Here is a 17,922-nt window from a genome sequence, read left to right as displayed (position 1 = left end):
TTAAGGCTATAGTACCATAAGGTTTGGTAATAGTATTAATAGCCGGAGCGCTCATTAGAGGGATTAGTTACATGCATACTTTACTTAAGCCTTTACTAGCAGTATAAGTTAAAGCCGTTTTACCATTGCGATTAATAGTACTAATAGCCTGATTAGACATTTTAGAGATTAGTAATTCGCAAACTTTATCTAATCCTTTATAAGCAGCTAAAGTTAAAACCGTATCGCCGTTATCGTCTATCTTGTTAAGCGTGTCACCGTTTAGCTCTTTAACTAAATTTTCTGCTTCTTCTTTACTTTCTTTTATTACTAAAATTAGTTGATTATATTTTAGCTCATCAAGCTTTAGGTTTTGCTGTTGTTTTTCTTGTTCTTCCAACAGTTTTCTTTTTTCTTCCTCTACTTGTCGTGTTGCTAGTTCTTGCTTTTGCTGTGCTTCATATTTCTTTTCTGCTTTTTTCGGTTATAATTTTATTTCTGTACAGATATTCATTAAGTATTTTAAATGTTGCCTCGCCTATGTTGTGCCAAGGAAGATAAAGCGACGTTAAAGATCTATTAGCTTTAAGTGCTGCAGCTAAATCTTTTGCTTGTTCATCAGTTATATTTTTATTATTAAGGTCACTTGTTGTACTTTCGGATAATCTTTTGTACCAGTTTGTTTTAAAAATGTTTAGTATGAACATAATTATATCCTTATTAAATTCTATAAATTTTAATATTTTATTAAAAATGAGCTATAGGCAGAATTATAGACAGAATCATAATAAGAAACTTTAAAAATACAATAGAAATTTAACTAAAAGTATGGATTAAATAAATTAGAATTGATTTAGGGAATTTTTGAATATATAGCAGATTAAAAGAAATGATAAGAAATTTTAATAAATGATAATAATTACAATTAGTAATTTAATATGTTAGTTAATTATTTTAAACAATCAGTTACTACATTTGCAGCAACCGCAATCTCATTAGCAATTGAGGCTGTACCTGTTTCACTTAAGAACAATGACCGCTCTATTTGCCGGCGTTGTCACTCAGTATAGTACCGGACAATTTTTAAAAAGCCCTAGATGTCATCCCTGCGAAAGCAGGGATCCAGGCTAAAAAATCTTAATTTTAAAGATTTTTTATTATATCATTTTTTTCAAGGTAAAACTTTTAAAAAAGCTTTAAAGTACTGGATTTCTGCTTTCGTGGGAAGGCATTGTTGCGTGGATCAATTTCACTTCTGTCATCCCGTGGCTTGACCGCGGGATCCAGTTAAAAATACTAAAATTATTAGTATTGTTTATTGTTTTTATGAACCCCGTGGTCAAGCCACGGGGTGACGCAGTGGATTTTACCGGTCCACGCAACAAAGCCTCGTGGGAATGACAGTAGCACCTCAAATTGTTTGATTAAATCAGTCATAATTTAATCCTTTAAATAATATCTCAACTACTAAGCTATAATAATTATTGTAAGTTGAGTATTGAAGTGTTATAATATCTTATGTGGGTTCGTCCTTTCCCACCAATGAGCTGAAGAGGTCGTTTACTGCGTAGCAGGATATGGACCTTTTGTATGTTGTGATTGCGTAGTTAACGCCTTAGATTTATTCCTTAATTTCTGCTATTTTGCATCTCGATTATATACCAGCTACCGGCTTCATCTTTAACCTTTAAATCAAATATGCTTTTTGTCCTTTATTGAGCATAGGTACTTGCTCTATGGGCATAAACTCTATTTCTTTAATTCTAAAACCCTCCTGAAGTTCAAGAACTGCATTGATACATTCCTTTAATCTCTCTAAATCACGAAAGATTTTTTTAAATAAACTATCATTCATTGGGTCTAAATATCTTTGCATATTAATTACTACTTTTAGTATTGCTTATATTATTTTCTATATTTAGTAATTATGGCTTTTGATATCTTACTTATGTACTTTCCAAATAAACCGTAATTTTTTGGTGTATAATTGCTACTCATATATAAATTCTATTAAATATAAGGTTACAGGAGATATGTTTATATAGTTTATTATAGCTTTTCCTACTTATGATTTAGCAGATTTTTATAATTTATGTTGTAATCAAAAGCTGAAATAGCTAGGCTATTTTGAATAAATAGAATTTAACTATTGTAAGAGGTAAAAAATGAAAGAACAAAAATAAATGATATGAATTATATAAATCAACACTATACAATAAAAATTTTTGGTTTTGTTCCTAACAGTAGTTTTCAAAAGAAAACAGAGCCATTAAAGAAAACAGAGCCGTTCTGTATATTTAATAATGAATCTTTTGGATTATCATACGTACCTATCACCGAAACTTCACAATTCCTATTAAAACAAGAAATTTCTTCGTAAAACTAGATTTAGAACCCATAAATATTAATATATTAAATGCCCTTTCATGCGATGCTCAAAATCAATGGTATGCAGCAAAAAGATGGCGAAGAGGTTAGTGTTCATTATGCTACCATACAAGAAATAAAAGAATTAAGAGAGTTAGTAGAAAGTGATAAAGTTAAATTATCATCTCATGATAAAATAGAAACAATTGAGTTTATAGATCAATATGCAAAAACTTATCCAGACTTAATTAAATTAATGGGTGAAGAAGATGACATTATATAATCTAAAATAGTTAAAGTTTTTAATAACATTTCAAAAGGTAAGGTATGACAAGACAAGACATTTTACATGTAAATCTAATGGGACTGGAGTAATTATAGCTTATACTCTCAAAAGGGGGTATGGTCTTTAATAAGGAGGATATAGATGCATATAATATATTTAATAATGGAGTAGCTTTTGCAAATGTAAGCTATATGACAACTCCTGGAAATACAGAAGGAGTACAAGGTTGGTGTTGGGGTTTGTGTCACAAATACGATAGTGGTTTACCTTATGTTTCTTGACGTACTAATGAAGATATAAATGATATAAGAAGGACAGTTTCGCAAGACGTAAATAATATATTTAATGAAGTAATAGATGGTTTTCGCAACATAAGTGATATACAATTGAAGTAACACAATTAAAAGATTTAGTAGCAAATGATAAAGTGAAATTAAGATGTACCATGTGTAATAATGGCAGCACAGACGACTGTAGTAATAAAAAAGAAACGTTGGAATTTTTAAATCTTTATATTTCCGACCCAACCCTTGAGCTTTATTTAAGGCCTCACTCAATTCCGGTAATAGGTGAAATTGTTATAAAAACTGAAAAATTCTGGTATAAACCATTCATTCTTTAAAAAAAAATTTTTACAAAAAGCCCTCCAATCCCTTATTTTACGAGGAATAGCCCCTCGTTTGTATAGAGCGTATATATTTTTAGAAAAAAAATGGCTAAAATTGGTGAAATTTGTAGAAAATAACGTATAAGTAACAGAAAATATTAGAGAAAAGTCTAGCATAAACTAACATACGAATAGCATAGAACATATTAGTAGGTTTGTATTAAGAGCTAAAAGCCTTGTTAAATAAAGGAAATAAGGCGATAATTTGTATTTGCGAACCTAAATTTGAAAGGCGAAAACCTTGGTTACTCCTTGGCTTTTCCGTTTGATAAACTACAAGGATTGGCTAACTGTCCAGACTGGCGGAGAGAGAGGGATTCGAACCCTCGATACGGTATGACCCGTATAACGGTTTAGCAAACCGCCGCCTTCGGCCACTCGGCCATCTCTCCAGTTATGACTTGACTTTATATCATCTAATAAGCAAAATTTCTAGAATTATTTTATAATTTTTCTAACTAAATATAATCATTTTCCGGCTTTACGGAATTGCCCATAATCAAAGCTTCCTTATCACATCCGGGTAGTCCTTTAAAGTCCATATACCAATAACTAGGCAAATCATCCCAACTACGGAAATATTCAATATATTTGTAAAACTGTTTAGCCTTGGCTTCGATAGTTTTAATATCCGTGTTATCATCACAAATATCAAAAAGTTGTTGGGTTATATAATAAATAGATTTAGTATCATTTTTATATTTATCTATTAAGTACTCTATAATTTCGATGCGCTTGTTTAAGCTAAGATGATAAGAGTAAAAATTCTCACTATCACTACAGATGCTAAATAATATTTCTGAATGTTCTCAAATAATTTCTGATATTTAACTAAAAATCTATTCCAAGTTATTGCTTCAAGATTGACAAAACTCTTATAACGCCAGTTTAGGATAAGAGAAAATAAAAACTTGATGCTTTTATAACGCGCATTTAGAGTATAAGAAGGATATAGAGAGATGATAATATAGAAGTGGTTGCAAGGATTTGAGTGTTGAGATATATAAGATTTATTCAAAAAATATACTCTCAACATGAAGAAATGTATCATAAGTTTATTCTGTATACTAGATAATTTTTGCAACATAGTATGAGGAATGGGAGCAAAAGAAATCAATACCAAAAGATAGGCAACGTCAGAGAGAAGGGAGTTTAAAACTCTGCGAGTTACTAACTATAGTATTATATTTTTATTTATCACCGTGTAAGGACTTTAAAAATTACTATTTATATTATTTATCATACAAATGCAGAGGTTATTTTAAACTACCGAGTTATAGTCGGATAATACAACTATGGCCGAGGCTAGTTTTACCGCTTGTTATAATGCTACAATTATTTAGGGGTGAAGATACAGGGGTTTATTTTATCGATTCAACTAAATTATCTATATGCCATACAAAGCGTACAAGTAATAATCGAGTGTTTAGTAATATTGCTAAAATAGGTATGAGTAGCTATGGTTGGTTTATGGGTTTTAAGTTACATATAGAATTAATAATAAAGGTCAAATTATGGCAGTCAACATTACCAAAGCAAATAGTAGTGATTTATCAGTAGCAAGCAGTATAACTACCGCATTAAAAGGCAAAATCTTTGGTGATAAAGCTTATATCTCTAAGGATTTATTTAGCATATTAAACTCTAGAGGCTTGCATTTATTTACAGGAATAAGGAAAGATATGAAGAATCTATCTATTAGATTTAGAAGATAAGATACTACTTCGTAAAAGATCGTTAATTAAGTCTATTCTTAACGTGTATTAAAGAAAAACATGAATCTTGAACATTCAAGACATAGGTCACCTAACAACTTTTTAGTTCATATTCTAGCTTGTGTTAATGCTTTTAATCTTACTAAAACTAATAAATTTATACCTTTTTTAAACAATTCACAACTTCCCTTATCCTAAACTGGCGTTTATAGTCTTTTGGTTGGCATTCGGGAATATATTTTTGTAACGGTACTAAACAATTGAGGTTATCTAAATTTTGATGAAAATTTTGTAATTCTTCAAAATGTGCAGCCATAAAAATGATTGTACACTGAGTAATAAGAAAATTTACAAAATAAATTTGATAATATTTGAATATCTGCTACTAACTCGCTGTCTAGTTTTCTAATATCATTTACTATATCACCTATATATTTTAACCCTTCATTCGTGTGATCTACATATTTAATATTTAAATCTTCAAAGGTAATAACTTTACCTTTGGCTATTTTATCTATTATTGTATAGTTTTTAATTATAGGTTCTTCATAATTAGCAATAATATAAATTTCCGGATTATATATATCTTTGAAGTTATTTCGCAGCATATTTTTACTGCTTTTACCGTATTTTGATTTAGATAATAATCAAGCTCTAATATATGAATATTGGTAAGTAATAAACTTGCATGATCTATTTTATTAAAAGGCGCAACATACCATGGATATTCACCTTCTTTAATGTCTTTTTGGATAAGAGCAATTTTTTTATAACATGCTTCTTTTAAAAATGTATCATTAGTATCTGTTAAGGCTTTAAAATCCTCTATTACCTTGTCTAAATAGCTCTCTGCCAATCACTAGTTAATAATTCTAGCAATTGCTTAAAAAAAACTAAAACTAATTTGCATATAATAATATTGAGTTAATTTAAAAACTTTATGAATCAGAAGTTATTAGAGACAGTTATTTACTAACGTTATCTAAACAATTCTGTAGTTCTTCTAAATTACTTATATTACTTAACTTATATGGATAATTAATTTTCCGGAGCATATTTGTTAGTACGCTTCCTGCCCCTATTTCTACTATATGAGCGATTTCTAATTTGTTAAATAGTTCTAAAGTTTCACGCCATCTAACTCGCCCGCATATCTGAAGAATTAAATTTTGTTTGATTTCTGTAGGATCTAGAGTAGGTTTTGCGGTATAATTTTGGATTATCGGTATCAGAGGCTTATTAATTACAGCTTTATCAAGAGCTACTCGCATTTTTTCTTCTGCCGGCTTCATTAAGCTACAATGAAATGGAGCACTGACTTTCAGCTTTATTGCTTTATAACCTAAATCTTTAATTATACTAATAGCATGATCTATAGCTGTGGTCTTGCCGCTAATAACTATTTGTCCTTCGATGTTATCGTTGGCAATTTGGCATAAATTTATTTTGTTGATCTCTGCTAATATTGCTTCAAGTTTGTGAAGCGGAATATTGATACAAGCCGCCATGCTTCCCTCACCTTCAGGACATGCTTCCTGCATAGATGTACTACGTATATGAAGTAGTTTTGCTGCTGTCTCAAGGTTAATACTTTCGGTACTACATAAAGCACTATATTCACCTAGCGAATGACCGGCAGCATAATCGCAAAGACTATCCAAACTTTTACCGGTTTCAGCTTTGATAATCTTTATTATTGCCATAGATACTGCCATTAATGCCGGTTGTGCGTTAGTGGTTAAGGTAAGTTCTTCAGAAGGTCCATTAAAAATTATATCAGTGAGTTTTCGGTTTAGTACTTCATCAACGATTTGAAAAGTTTCTTTGGCGGGTTTAAAATTATCATAAAAATCTTTTCCCATGCCGATCAATTGCAACCCTTGACCGGGGAAGATAAAAGCTGTTTTCATATTTTGTATTATCGATTGAGTTTATTAATAGATTTTATTAAAATTTTCTAAAATAGTCAAACTATTTTAAGAATTTTAAAACTGTTTTTCAATTGTTACGCTATATATCATTTTTACAAAAGTATTAATTTTTCTTAGCTCTATAACTTGATTACTTCCAACTAGTACTATAAATTAAACTAAGAAAATATAAACAAGGAAATTAGTTATGAAGTTAAAAGAATATTTTAAAAAGTTAGAAAGTACAGCTTTTGGTCCGTGGCTTGCTGCATTTAAAAAATTATTTAGTAAAGAGGCATTAGAAGAAGAAATACTGAATATAAAACTAAAGGAATCTGAAAAGCAAGAGGTTAATAAAAAAGATTTAGTTATTTTATCTAATAATGTTATTGAAATTGAACCAAAAGATACAATAGAGCATGAAATTTCAAGAGTTAACCAATATAAAGAAAATATAGGTTTGGTATTTACTCTAATTACCAATATTCAATTAGAAAAATTTGCAGAATTTATCTCTAATTTACCGAAAAAACATAGTGAATTTAAGGATTACTTTCGTAGTGCAGAACAAAAAGATGGGTTTTTTAAAGAAGATGCTTATAAAAAAGTTGTTAATAAAGGTAAATTAGTTGAAAAATTCCAAAACTCATATAAATATAATTATGAAAAAATAGAACAAAATGTTCATGAATTACAAGCTGATTTAGATTCATATGAATATAATTTTGGTATTCTTAAATCTGATTTATTAGGGCATGATTATTATCATAATGCATAAATTATTATGCTATCTATTTTAGAAGTAGCGGTTTCAATAAAAATCTTATTAATTTTCTTATGACAATCTAAATATAAATGATTTAAATTTAAGATATAAGAGTTAAATTGAAATAAAAAATATTTAAGTTGAAATTTAAATAAATGTTACTACTATTATGTAGTATCTAACTAAATTCTGTGAAATTAATGATGTTTGATCAGTTAAATATCTTATATCCTCTGTTAATAAGTATTTTGATTTTGCTTGTTTTAGTTGTTATTTCTAAAATAACAAAGTATAAACAAGCCTTAAAAGAAAAAAAATTTAAGTATTATTCTTTATTACCTTTTTCATCAGCATAATGCAGGGATGGTAATTGTTTAAATCTTTCTATTTTTAATTCTTGCTTTATTTTCAAAGAAACTTTCTAAAGTTTTTAACGTAAGACGCTATTTAAATATATGTGCGTCTTAATAGTATATTATATTTAATATAGCAGCTACTAATTGAGAAATTTATCGTAAGTTTGTTTGGCTATTTTATACCAGCAATTTTCAGGAGTGGTAGATTTATTACTAAAACCGCATATAATCAGCCTGTCTTTAGCTCTTGTCATTGCAACGTAGAGTAGTCTTATATATTCTTGCAAATCTTTTAATTTTTCAGCTTCTTTCAGCTCTTGCAAAAACTCAGGAGTATCGGCAGCATTAGCAGAGAAAAACATTTCTCCTTTATCATCCCAAATAAATTTATTGCTGCTTATCGGTAAAGTAGTAGAATCGCATAATATAACAATAGGAGTTTCAAGTCCTTTAGAGCCGTGGACGGTCATTACTCTTATTTTGTCTGAATGCTCCATATCACGTTTAATATAGATATCGTTATTTTCAAACCAAGCAACGAATCCTTGCAGTGAATTATCTATATCATTTGCATAGTTTTTGCTTAATGTTAATAGCTCATTTATCATATCATCACTATCATCATCATAAATCTCTCGTAAATTTAGATTATGCACCACTAAATCAAAGAAGTTCTCAACAATCGATATTTTATAAATTTCAATTAGAGAATCTAACTTATTATATATCTCCTCATGTGAAGAGAGTATATCCCATAAGCTATTCTCACTTTTATTTACAAGAAGTTCGTATAATTGCTGCTCGCTTATTCCAATAATCGGTGATTTTAGTAAACTGGCAAGATTTAAATCATCATCAGGTAATAACACAAATTTAGCTAATGAAATTAAATCCATTATAGTTAGATTTTCCTTAAGGTTCATTCTATCGCTTACCTCAACTTTAAGCTTAGCTTTGCTAAGTTCTTTGATCAGATTATTACTAAATTCATCTCTCTTTCTTACTAATATCATGAAATCTTTTTCAGATATTCTGTTTGCAGTGGACGGTAAAATTTCTTCGCTTTCTATTTGTTCTTTTATAAAATTTACGATTTTTTCTATGAGTAAATCGGCAGCAGATTTAGAATTTTCATAATCTTCAGGTAGTGCCCAAAAAAGCTCTGCTTGTTTTTCACTCGTCACTAATGGCCAAACCGTTACAGAGCCTTGATGTGTACAAAATGAGGATATTAAAGGATTATTCGCAAGGAATAAACTCGGGTAATTGGATTTTATATTTTTTAAAACATTATAAGTAAATTGTAAAATCTCTGCACATGATCTATAAGAATATTCAAGGGTGATATTTTTGAATTTCTTATTAGCATTTGTAAGATTTGCTTTTAGTCGCTCATTTACTAAGTTGAAACTATGAAGATCAGCTCCTTGAAAACTGAAGATCGATTGTTTATCATCGCCGACTATGAAAACACTATTATTTGGCCTCTCTACAGCATTAAACTCTGTTATTAAAGTAGTAATAATATTCCACTGCGGGGGGCTTGTGTCTTGTGCTTCATCGACAAGAATATGATTTATCTCGCTTTCAAGCTTATGCAGCAACCACTCATGAGTAGTTTTATTATTTAGTAATTTCTCGGTGTAGTAAATTAAATCGTCGTAATCGAGTAAATTATTGTCTTCCTTATATGAATCGTATTTTTTTAAAATAATATGCGCAAGTTTAGTAAGTAAGTTCGTATGATATTCTAGCTCTTCTATGCGACGCAGCTTATCTAATCGGTAAATTTCAGAGGTAATTTTTTCTAGCTCTAGTAATAATTTAGGATATTTCCTTATTAATTCTTTCGATAAAAGGTTTTGTCGTTTTTTCCCGTCTTTGGTAAAAAAAATTTCTTTCGGTACTATCTCCAAATCATATTCGGCAAATAAGTTTTTTACCTTATCGTAGATATTATTTAATTCCCCTAACGCTAATCTTTTATTAGATATTTCTTTGGGAATTTGCTTATTTATAAATAACTTTCTGAATTTAATTTTCTGCTCGATTATCTCGGTAAAAATATCTTGCAGAGTTATTTCATGAAATCGGTTAAGTAAAATTTTAATTAAGTCATTATGTTCAGCGCTTAAGTAAATTGCGTTTCTGATATTTAGGAAGATATCTTGTAATTTAGTTTCTTCAAGGATTTTAAATTCTGGTGTTATGCCGGCTTCTAAGGGAAAAGTTTTAAGGATTTTTTGACAAAAAGCATGAATTGTATAGATATTTAAAAGTTTATTGCTATTTAGTATTTTATCATATAAAGTTTTTGCGTTTGCTGTTTCTTGCGGCGATGGCTTATTGCCGCTCATTAAGAAAAGTGCTTCTTCTAGTTTCTCGGCGTTGCAAAGAGAAAGATATTTAAGTCTGCTATTAATCCTTACTTGCATCTCTATAGCTGCAGCATTAGTAAAAGTAAGGCATAAAATATTGGAAGGCTCTACGCCCGTTATTAACAGACGTAAAAATCGATCGGTTAGGATTTTGGTTTTACCGGTACCGGCAGATGCCGATACCCAAACGGAGTAATTAGGATCGGATGCTTCTCTTTGTAAATCACTCATTTATGTATCAATTTTCTACTGTCACCCCGTGGCTTGACCACGGGGTCCAGTCTTTTTAATTATTTTTCTGGATCCCGCTACAAGCTCGTGGGATGACATCCACAGCCATATAACGACGCCGATAAATTACATATATTACGATTAAAGAAATAGCAAGTCCAAACCAAGTTAGGGCGTATTCTAAATGGTCATTTCTGATTGCTGCTAAATGATTTATTGCAAGAGGTAATAAAATATCTAGATTGCTAATATCTTTTCCTTCCGCAATAATATAAAAATTCTCAAGATCTAAGCCTAACACTTTGGATGTTTCTTTTAAATTTAGCGTTAGCCACACATTATTTTTTATATCGTTAGCAGGTAAGTAGATACGAGTTTTTTCTGATGGCATGGTAACACCGATAATCTCGTGCTGCCGGTCGTTTGTAGCTTGCGTGATAATATTTTTATTGCGATTACTGAACCAACCTCGTGCTACTAAAATAACTTTATCTTCTATGGTTTTAAAAGGAGTAACTAAATAATATCCGTCTTTTTCACTCGACATTGACCTTCTACTGTATAAATATATGTCTTTATTAGGCAAAAATTGACCGGTAATTTTTACTTTGTGATAAGGTAAACCGTCTTGAATTTCTGCTAAATTAATTGCAGGTGAGGTTAGGTTAGCTTGCATTGAAGCTAAAAATAATTTCTTTTCTTTTAAACGACTAAGCTGCCAAAAGCCTAAAGAGATAAGTATTGTAAAGGTTATAAATACAAGAAAATTTGTTTTCATAGATAAGTTTTAAGGGGATTGTTGATAATCGTCATTGCGAGCGACTAAAAGGAGCGTGGCAATCTCATGAAAATAATATAAAATACCTGAGATTGCCAAGTCGAGGCTTTGCCTTTCCTCGCAATGACGTTTTACTAAGCAGTTTTTAAAATCCTACTGAGAAATTCTTTATGTTTTTGCAGCTCTTCTTTTGTAGGTTTAATCACAATAGTAGCTTGCTCTGTTTTGTTATTTACTTGATTAGTTGCTAAATTATTTATTTCGGCAGATTTATCAACCATTTTAAAAGCGGATTGTCTACCACCCATTAGCTCTACATATACTTCTGCAAGTAATGCTGCATCTTTCAAAGCTCCGTGAAGCTGCCTACCTGAATTATCAACTTTAAATCTTTTACATAATGCATCAAGATTATATTTTGAGCCTGGAAACATGCTTCTAGCCATTACTAAAGTATCAATAGTATTTGCTAGTGCCAAGAGTTTAATGTCGGTTCTTTTTAATAATGATAATTCGTGATTTAGAAATTTAATATCGAAAGGAGCATTATGAATAATCAGCTTGCTATCTGAAATAAACTCTAAAAAATCATCGGCTATTGTATGAAATAGAGGCTTGTCTTTTAAAAATTCGCCGGATATGCCATGAATTCTATAAGCCTCAAACGGCATATCTCGCTCAGGATTAATATAAAAATGAAAATTCCTGCCTGTTAATACCTTATTTACCATCTCAATAGCACCGATCTCAACGATTCGATGACCTTGTCGTGGGTCAAGTCCCGTAGTTTCGGTATCTAAAATTATTTCTCTTAAACTCGACATTCCAAATCCTTTATTAGCTTCGCTATTTGTTTTTCCAAGTCTAACATATCAACGCCGCTATTTATAGCAAAATCTGCTTTTGCTATTTTGCTCTCTTGTGATAGTTGAATTTCTTTGATTTTATTATAAATTTCTATATCAAACGAAGATCTCGTTATTGCTCTTTGCATTCTTATTTCTTCAGAGCAGTATATTGTTACGACAAAATCAAAATATTTATCAAATTTAGCTTCATAAAGCAGCGGTATTTCGGCAAAGCCAAATTTGGCATTAGCATTTTCTTTTTTAAATAAAATGAGTTTATCTATTAGTAAGGGGTAAATAAAATTTTGTAGTTTTTCTCTAGCTAGGTCGTTATTGTAAATTAAATTACTGATTTTTCTAATATTGAAAGACTCAAGTTCAGGTAGTAATTTTAAAATCTGCGTTTGCAAAACTACATCTTGATATAATTCTTTTATGCATCTATCGGCACAAAAAGTTTTAGATCCTTTTTCTGCTAAATAATCCAACATAAAAGTTTTGCCCGATGCATAGCTACCGGTAATACCTATTGCTAACATTTTGTTATAAAAATTTTATGTTCATTAGCGCGTTTTATAGTTAATTCTTCTTCGACTATAATGACGTTATTTTTTTGAATCGCTACCCCTTTGTAATTATATTTAGCAAGATTCTTTATAGTATTAGGACCGATCGTCGGCATATCTAGTCTATTATCTTGACCTAATTTCGCTATTTTTACTAATACTCCTCCATGAGGATTTTTACGTAAATCTGCACATCTCGTTATTAAATTATCCGTTCCTTCTGCAGCTTCTATACCAAGTATGTAGCCACTTTCAACTATAACCGATTGTGCGATGTCGAATGAACTTAGATGATTCAATAATTTTATTCCAAGCTCAATATCATTTTTATCTGAACTTATAGGGTTAGTATCGGTTATAATATTGGAGTTACCTTGTTGATTTTTATATATTTCATTACTTGAAATTACCTTGAAACCGTAACTTTCAAAAAAATCCGCTACTGTTTTTAGCAAACTATCATCTCCTCGCATTCTTTGCCCAACTATTTTGAAAAGCAATAAACCGCCTATTTTATCTACGGCTAAATTTTTAAAATTCGGTCTATTAACTCCACCGATAAAAATAATATTTTTTACCTCATGCTCCTTAAAATATTTTATAGCTTCCCCGACCATACCGATTTTGAAAATCTTATATTCAAAATCTTTAATTTGATCTATATCAGCTTCGTCTTTAATTGCTGCTATATAGCAATTACCGCCTTGCTTTGTATAATTACCTGCTATTAAGTAAGGTAATGAACCTCTGCCGGCGATAATTCCAAGATTTGGTAGCATAATTAAGTTTTTAATTTAGAATTCTAAACATTCATTATAAGTCCATTTTTAATATAAATCTAGAATTCTTATTTGACCTTTACATTTTAATCAAATTAAGGTATAATATTTGGTGCTAATATAGCTATAGTAATAAACGTAATTTAGAATAGAGGTTGCGGACTCGGGGGCAGTACCCGACGCCTCCACCAAAACTTTCTAAATAACTTGCTCCTAAAGGTAATTTGTACGTCGATCTGGTACTCGCATCCTCACGTTACTTGCGTGTGCGCTGCGGTTCTGCGTTCCGTGTCGCCTTCAAATTCCTCTTTATTAGCTACGTCATTTAGAAAAGTTTAAATATGTAATAACTCTTAAAGAGTAGACAATACGAAGTTCATCGAGTATTTTTGGGGGGCGAAATAGGATCGACGTGCCTAATAAAAAGATTGCTTTTACTCGGGATGATTCCGCCGATGGCTTGTGCCATATGGGTCAAAACAAAGAAACGCAAACGATAATAATCGTTCTGTAGGTCGTTTAGCTTTAGCAGCTTAACCCTACGCGGCTGGAGGGTGTGCCGGGCAACAGAAAAACCCTCACTTAATATTTGTTTAATTTGAAAAATTGGCATTGCCTAAAAACGCTTGATCTTATCATTGCGAGCGAACGTAGAGAATGTGGCAATCTCATAAGTAGGACTCCTGAGATTGTTTCGTCAAAACTTACAGTTTGTCCTTGCAATGACGTAAACTGTTCAAATTAAACTTCGTCGACCTATTTTTATTTATTTTTCTCGTATGAATATTGAATATAAAAAATTTGTGCATGAATATATGCTAGAATTTGTGAAAAAAATTCTAACAACAATTCAGCATGAAAATTTATATTGGGATCAGTTAATATACATATCGTACAGAACCGATAATCCTGCGGTAATTTTACCTTCAAAAGTTAAACAGGAATATCCGAAACAGATCACAATAGTACTGCAATATCAGTTTGAAAATTTAATAGTAAATGATACGGGCTTTTCTTTAACGGTAAGTTTTGACGGTGTTAAAGAAGTAATTTACGTACCTTTTGATGCACTTATTAGCTTTGTTGATTCCAATAATAATTACAGTCTAACTTTTAATCAGTCGTTAAATATACACGAAAATCCTCAACATGAAGCGGAAATAAGTAATAATAAAAGTTATCAGACTTCATCATCTTCAAGTCCAAATGTTATAATGTTAGATAAGTTTCGTAATTCTTCTAAACCTAGTTAATGCATATTATGGATTCAAAAGTAGTGATATATACTGATGGTGCATGTGCAGGTAATCCAGGTCCCGGAGGGTGGGGAGCATTGCTTCAATTTAATGATACTAGCAAAGAAATATTTGGGTATGAGTTAGATACGACTAATAATCGTATGGAAATTACGGCAGCACTTGAAGCCTTGAGGATTTTAAAAACATCTTGTAATATTGAGATTTATACCGATAGTAAATATTTGAAACAAGGAATTACCGCTTGGATTCATAATTGGATAAAAAATAATTGGTGTAAAAGCAACAATGAACCCGTTAAAAATGCCGATTTATGGCAAAAATTATACGCAGAATTGAGTAAACATACTATTATTTGGAAATGGGTAAAAGGTCATGCAAATAATAGCGGTAATATTGCTGCCGATAAACTTGCAGTGCAAGGAAGAGAAACTGCTATAGAAATTTTAAAATGTCGTGGATAGATAAGTTTTTTATTACTTTTTTTCACAAAAAAGTAGGAGAAGATGAGTTTTTGAATCAATATTATGAAAGCCGTAATATTGATTATTTAGGGCGTCCAAGGAGGTTTATTATTTATAAAAATATAAATGAACCTACAAAAATTCCGCCAAGTTGGCACGCTTGGTTACATCATTTAGTAAATGAGATACCACAAAATATTCAGTTTTTTCCATGGCAAAAGAATAATAAAATAGTTAAAAAGCTGCCTAAAACATCAAATCTTAAATATAATAGATGGCAACCGTAATTAATTAATAAAATATAAAAAACAATGCAACAGAACATTATTGAAACAATTATAGGCTTTGTAGTATTAATTATTGCTTTGCTATTTTTGATTTTTGCCTACAAAACAGGTAGTTCTATAACTAGCTCAAAAGGCTATCAGGTAACTGCTCATTTCCAAAGTGTGGAAGGGATAGCAGTCGGAAGCGACGTAATGATTTCAGGTATAAAAATCGGTAGTGTAAAGAAAATGACTTTAGATCCAAATAGCTTTTATGCAAGTGTATATCTAAATATTAATGATGATGTTAAAATACCTAAAGATTCTAAAGCCCAAGTAGTCACCAGCGGGTTACTTGGAGGTAAATATATTTCAATTATACCGGGTAATGACGATGAAAATTTAGTGGCTAATGAAGAGATAAAATATACTCAATCAGCAATTAATATTGAATCATTAATTAATAAAATTGTTTCTTCATTCGGTAGTAAGTAGAAGTAATACGAAATAAAAAATCATTAAATTTAGCCGAATCTAGTTAGATTCGGTTTTTTTATTGTTAAGCTATTGTAAAGTTCTTATAAGAGGAGTATCGTATAGTTTTGTAGGCAAAATAATTTGCTTAACAAAATGTAAACTAATAAAGGAGTAAATTATGAAAGAATCAAATTCAAACTCTGCTAAAGCAGATGTCGAAGGTATCAAAAAAGATATTGAAAGCTTAGTGTCAAGATTACGTAATTTAAAAGGTAAATCCGGAGATATTCTAGATGAGCAGTTAGGTAATTTTATCATCCGTTATGGAACATTATAAAGATAAAGGAATGGATAAAGGTAAAGCTAATGTAGCGGATTTATGTGAGTCGACACGTGACCACCCTTTGCGAAATCTCGCCTACGCTTTTGGTGTAGGCGTATTGCTCGCTATTCTTATGAAATAGGTAATTCAGTGTTAAAATCTCTAATATATGAATTATTAAAAAGTAGCATTAAGCAAGAAGAGAAATCTTATGGCAAACCATTTGTCTATTTTTTTAATATTCTAGGTTTAGTTTTAATAATTATTGCTAATTATTGTTATTGTTCGGATAGTCTGGAATTTTATTTTCTTATGCAAAGCGGAATAATTTCTATTATATCTTCTATGGTTATTGAAGCTGTTAGATGTTATTTAAAATACAAAAATAGATATCGTACTTTAGATTGTTTAAGATCAAAAAGTAGAGAGTTAGTAGCAGAGCATCAGTACATCGTTTACTGACTTAGTCTCAACTAAGACCTTAATAAGATATTTACCTACGATAATTCGCTATGTTCCAAGTACCGTACTGACATTTTTAGTATGTACTTATATTAAAAGAAAATTCTTAAAAAATGTTACATATCCACTTTTAGGTAAGTAGTAATTTATTTCTCGGTTTAGATAACTCTAAAACGAGCTTTAAATAACTCTGTCTTACTTAAAAATATAGTTTCAATATTAAGCTCTTGATGTCGAATGTTGTAAGATTCGCTTATACGACTTCGTTAAGCTCACTCTTAAATTTGTTATTTGAGTGTCTGATTTTGTTTTTGGGAAATCTACATTATCTTAGCCAAGTGTATGAAAGTGTTTAAGCTTTCTTCGTCGTCTTTGGTCATTATATAAGGCACTTTGACATATATAAGCATTTGATGTGTTTTGTCCAATATTTTATTTTTCTCTAGAAACGTATATAATTTATGAGTATTGTTATGTTCATCTTGTATACTAAACACTTTATTTACTGCAACTGATTTATCGGATTTTGATATAAAATCATCAATAAAATAGCTTAAAGAATCTCTAAATAATTCGCTTAATTGTTTATCATTTTCAAGTTCTTCATATGATAACGATCTTGCGGTTTTCAACTTAAAATATGATTTAATCATTTCAAGAGCAGAATATCTATCGCAGTTATTATTAAGAATTTTATATAACATTTTTTTATCAAAATATGCAGGTATTATTTTAAATCCTTATTAATAATTTGCTGTTTGTAATAAGATAATTGATGCATAAACACGATAACAGTAGCTGTAAGGCCTGTGCAACTAAGATAGAGTATAAATTTAGTGATTGAAAAAGCATATTTTGAATATATTTAATTATAACTACCAATGATAGTATAATATTTTTTGCTTTTCAATCTAAAAATGAACCATTACTGTATATTACTTATTTTTGTCTTTCAATTAGTTTATTTATCACATATCTATCATGCTAATAAAATAAAGTAAATTTTAAAGTACTAATTATTAGTTTGTTTCTTGCTTTTAACGTTACTA

At 30.3% G+C, this 17,922-nt stretch carries 20 protein-coding genes, 1 tRNA gene, 1 other RNA gene and 3 pseudogenes; 12 read left to right on the top strand and 13 right to left on the bottom strand.

The features are described from left to right. Positions 1-67: 67 nt before the first annotated feature. From A3305_RS08740 to A3305_RS01525, 3 genes are all read right to left on the bottom strand, one after another. Positions 68-379: an ankyrin repeat domain-containing protein gene (locus A3305_RS08740; protein ID WP_014392728.1), complete on the bottom strand. Its 312-nt coding sequence runs from the start codon at positions 377-379 to the stop codon at positions 68-70. A gap of 58 nt (positions 380-437) precedes the next feature. Continuing rightward, positions 438-686, bottom strand: coding sequence for a hypothetical protein (locus A3305_RS01540; protein ID WP_014392727.1), 249 nt, complete (start codon positions 684-686; stop codon positions 438-440). Positions 687-1,666: 980 nt separating this feature from the next. Next, positions 1,667-1,855 (bottom strand): hypothetical protein, encoded by a 189-nt coding sequence (locus A3305_RS01525; protein ID WP_014392726.1) that lies wholly within the window; start codon positions 1,853-1,855, stop codon positions 1,667-1,669. Between the two features lie 573 nt (positions 1,856-2,428). Here A3305_RS01525 and A3305_RS09965 point away from each other — a divergent pair. Both A3305_RS09965 and A3305_RS09300 read left to right on the top strand, forming a co-directional pair. Then, positions 2,429-2,629 (top strand): hypothetical protein, encoded by a 201-nt coding sequence (locus A3305_RS09965; RefSeq protein WP_014392725.1) that lies wholly within the window; start codon positions 2,429-2,431, stop codon positions 2,627-2,629. Between the two features lie 119 nt (positions 2,630-2,748). Beyond that, positions 2,749-2,913 (top strand): hypothetical protein, encoded by a 165-nt coding sequence (locus A3305_RS09300; protein ID WP_167884957.1) that lies wholly within the window; start codon positions 2,749-2,751, stop codon positions 2,911-2,913. Between the two features lie 686 nt (positions 2,914-3,599). Here the strand turns inward: A3305_RS09300 and A3305_RS01515 are convergent. Together A3305_RS01515 and A3305_RS01510 are read right to left on the bottom strand one after the other, a co-directional pair. After that, positions 3,600-3,691 (bottom strand) — tRNA-Ser (locus A3305_RS01515). 66 nt (positions 3,692-3,757) lie between these two features. Further along, positions 3,758-4,084, bottom strand: a complete 327-nt coding sequence (locus A3305_RS01510) for a hypothetical protein (protein WP_041860540.1) — start codon at positions 4,082-4,084, stop codon at positions 3,758-3,760. 541 nt (positions 4,085-4,625) lie between these two features. Here A3305_RS01510 and A3305_RS11130 point away from each other — a divergent pair. Together A3305_RS11130 and A3305_RS11125 are read left to right on the top strand one after the other, a co-directional pair. Continuing rightward, on the top strand, positions 4,626-4,859 hold the full coding sequence (locus A3305_RS11130) for a transposase (RefSeq protein WP_014391702.1): 234 nt from the start codon (positions 4,626-4,628) through the stop codon (positions 4,857-4,859). Beyond that, positions 4,814-5,014 carry a transposase gene (locus A3305_RS11125; RefSeq protein WP_014391701.1) on the top strand — a complete coding sequence of 67 codons (201 nt, stop codon included), beginning with the start codon at positions 4,814-4,816 and terminating at the stop codon, positions 5,012-5,014. The genes A3305_RS11130 and A3305_RS11125 overlap by 46 nt, the downstream gene beginning before the upstream one ends. Before the next feature lie 299 nt (positions 5,015-5,313). Here A3305_RS11125 and A3305_RS01495 read toward each other — a convergent pair whose 3' ends face one another. Together A3305_RS01495 and fabD are read right to left on the bottom strand one after the other, a co-directional pair. Next, positions 5,314-5,622, bottom strand: a complete 309-nt coding sequence (locus A3305_RS01495) for a hypothetical protein (protein ID WP_014392723.1) — start codon at positions 5,620-5,622, stop codon at positions 5,314-5,316. A gap of 357 nt (positions 5,623-5,979) precedes the next feature. After that, positions 5,980-6,924 (bottom strand): ACP S-malonyltransferase, encoded by a 945-nt coding sequence (gene fabD, locus A3305_RS01485; protein WP_014392721.1) that lies wholly within the window; start codon positions 6,922-6,924, stop codon positions 5,980-5,982. A gap of 208 nt (positions 6,925-7,132) precedes the next feature. On the opposite strand from fabD, the gene A3305_RS01480 reads away from it, so the two are divergent. Beyond that, complete coding sequence (locus A3305_RS01480; protein WP_014392720.1) at positions 7,133-7,702, top strand: hypothetical protein; 570 nt, start codon at positions 7,133-7,135, stop codon at positions 7,700-7,702. A 484-nt stretch (positions 7,703-8,186) separates the two neighbouring features. On the opposite strand, the gene A3305_RS01475 is transcribed toward A3305_RS01480, so the two are convergent. The 5 genes from A3305_RS01475 to A3305_RS01455 all read right to left on the bottom strand — a co-directional run bounded on the left by A3305_RS01475 (position 8,187) and on the right by A3305_RS01455 (position 13,626). Further along, positions 8,187-10,655, bottom strand: coding sequence for a UvrD-helicase domain-containing protein (locus tag A3305_RS01475; protein WP_014392719.1), 2,469 nt, complete (start codon positions 10,653-10,655; stop codon positions 8,187-8,189). Between the two features lie 55 nt (positions 10,656-10,710). Further along, positions 10,711-11,433, bottom strand: coding sequence for an SURF1 family protein (locus A3305_RS01470; protein WP_014392718.1), 723 nt, complete (start codon positions 11,431-11,433; stop codon positions 10,711-10,713). Positions 11,434-11,567: 134 nt separating this feature from the next. Then, entirely contained in the window at positions 11,568-12,257 is a 690-nt protein-coding gene (dnaQ, locus tag A3305_RS01465) for a DNA polymerase III subunit epsilon (RefSeq protein ID WP_014392717.1), read from the bottom strand. Beyond that, positions 12,245-12,820: a dephospho-CoA kinase gene (gene coaE, locus A3305_RS01460; RefSeq protein ID WP_014392716.1), complete on the bottom strand. Its 576-nt coding sequence runs from the start codon at positions 12,818-12,820 to the stop codon at positions 12,245-12,247. Before coaE ends, dnaQ begins: the two co-directional genes overlap by 13 nt. Next, on the bottom strand, positions 12,814-13,626 hold the full coding sequence (locus A3305_RS01455; RefSeq protein WP_014392715.1) for an LpxI family protein: 813 nt from the start codon (positions 13,624-13,626) through the stop codon (positions 12,814-12,816). The genes coaE and A3305_RS01455 overlap by 7 nt, the downstream gene beginning before the upstream one ends. 74 nt (positions 13,627-13,700) lie before the next feature. Here A3305_RS01455 and ssrA point away from each other — a divergent pair. From ssrA to A3305_RS01420, 7 genes and pseudogenes are all read left to right on the top strand, one after another. Beyond that, positions 13,701-14,209, top strand: a transfer-messenger RNA (tmRNA) gene (gene ssrA / locus A3305_RS01450). 196 nt (positions 14,210-14,405) lie between these two features. After that, a complete protein-coding gene (locus A3305_RS01445; RefSeq protein WP_014392714.1) occupies positions 14,406-14,879 on the top strand; it encodes an SspB family protein in 474 nt (157 codons plus the stop codon). Further along, entirely contained in the window at positions 14,879-15,346 is a 468-nt protein-coding gene (gene rnhA / locus A3305_RS01440; protein ID WP_014392713.1) for a ribonuclease HI, read from the top strand. The genes A3305_RS01445 and rnhA overlap by 1 nt, the downstream gene beginning before the upstream one ends. Next, a complete protein-coding gene (locus A3305_RS01435) occupies positions 15,334-15,633 on the top strand; it encodes an NADH-ubiquinone oxidoreductase subunit NDUFA12 family protein (protein ID WP_014392712.1) in 300 nt (99 codons plus the stop codon). The genes rnhA and A3305_RS01435 overlap by 13 nt, the downstream gene beginning before the upstream one ends. 24 nt (positions 15,634-15,657) lie before the next feature. After that, positions 15,658-16,107 (top strand): outer membrane lipid asymmetry maintenance protein MlaD, encoded by a 450-nt coding sequence (gene mlaD, locus A3305_RS01430; RefSeq protein ID WP_014392711.1) that lies wholly within the window; start codon positions 15,658-15,660, stop codon positions 16,105-16,107. A 160-nt stretch (positions 16,108-16,267) separates the two neighbouring features. Continuing rightward, positions 16,268-16,553: pseudogene (locus A3305_RS11420) on the top strand (hypothetical protein). Between the two features lie 8 nt (positions 16,554-16,561). Continuing rightward, positions 16,562-17,015 (top strand): annotated as a pseudogene (locus A3305_RS01420) (hypothetical protein). A gap of 178 nt (positions 17,016-17,193) precedes the next feature. On the opposite strand, the pseudogene A3305_RS01415 reads toward A3305_RS01420, so the two are convergent. After that, a pseudogene (locus tag A3305_RS01415) lies at positions 17,194-17,755 on the bottom strand (hypothetical protein). Positions 17,756-17,922: the final 167 nt, after the last annotated feature.

Source organism: Rickettsia amblyommatis (assembly GCF_002078335.1).
GTDB lineage: Bacteria > Pseudomonadota > Alphaproteobacteria > Rickettsiales > Rickettsiaceae > Rickettsia > Rickettsia rickettsii.
Note: the sequence above shows the minus strand (reverse complement) of the source record. Positions and strands in the feature narration are given on the sequence as shown.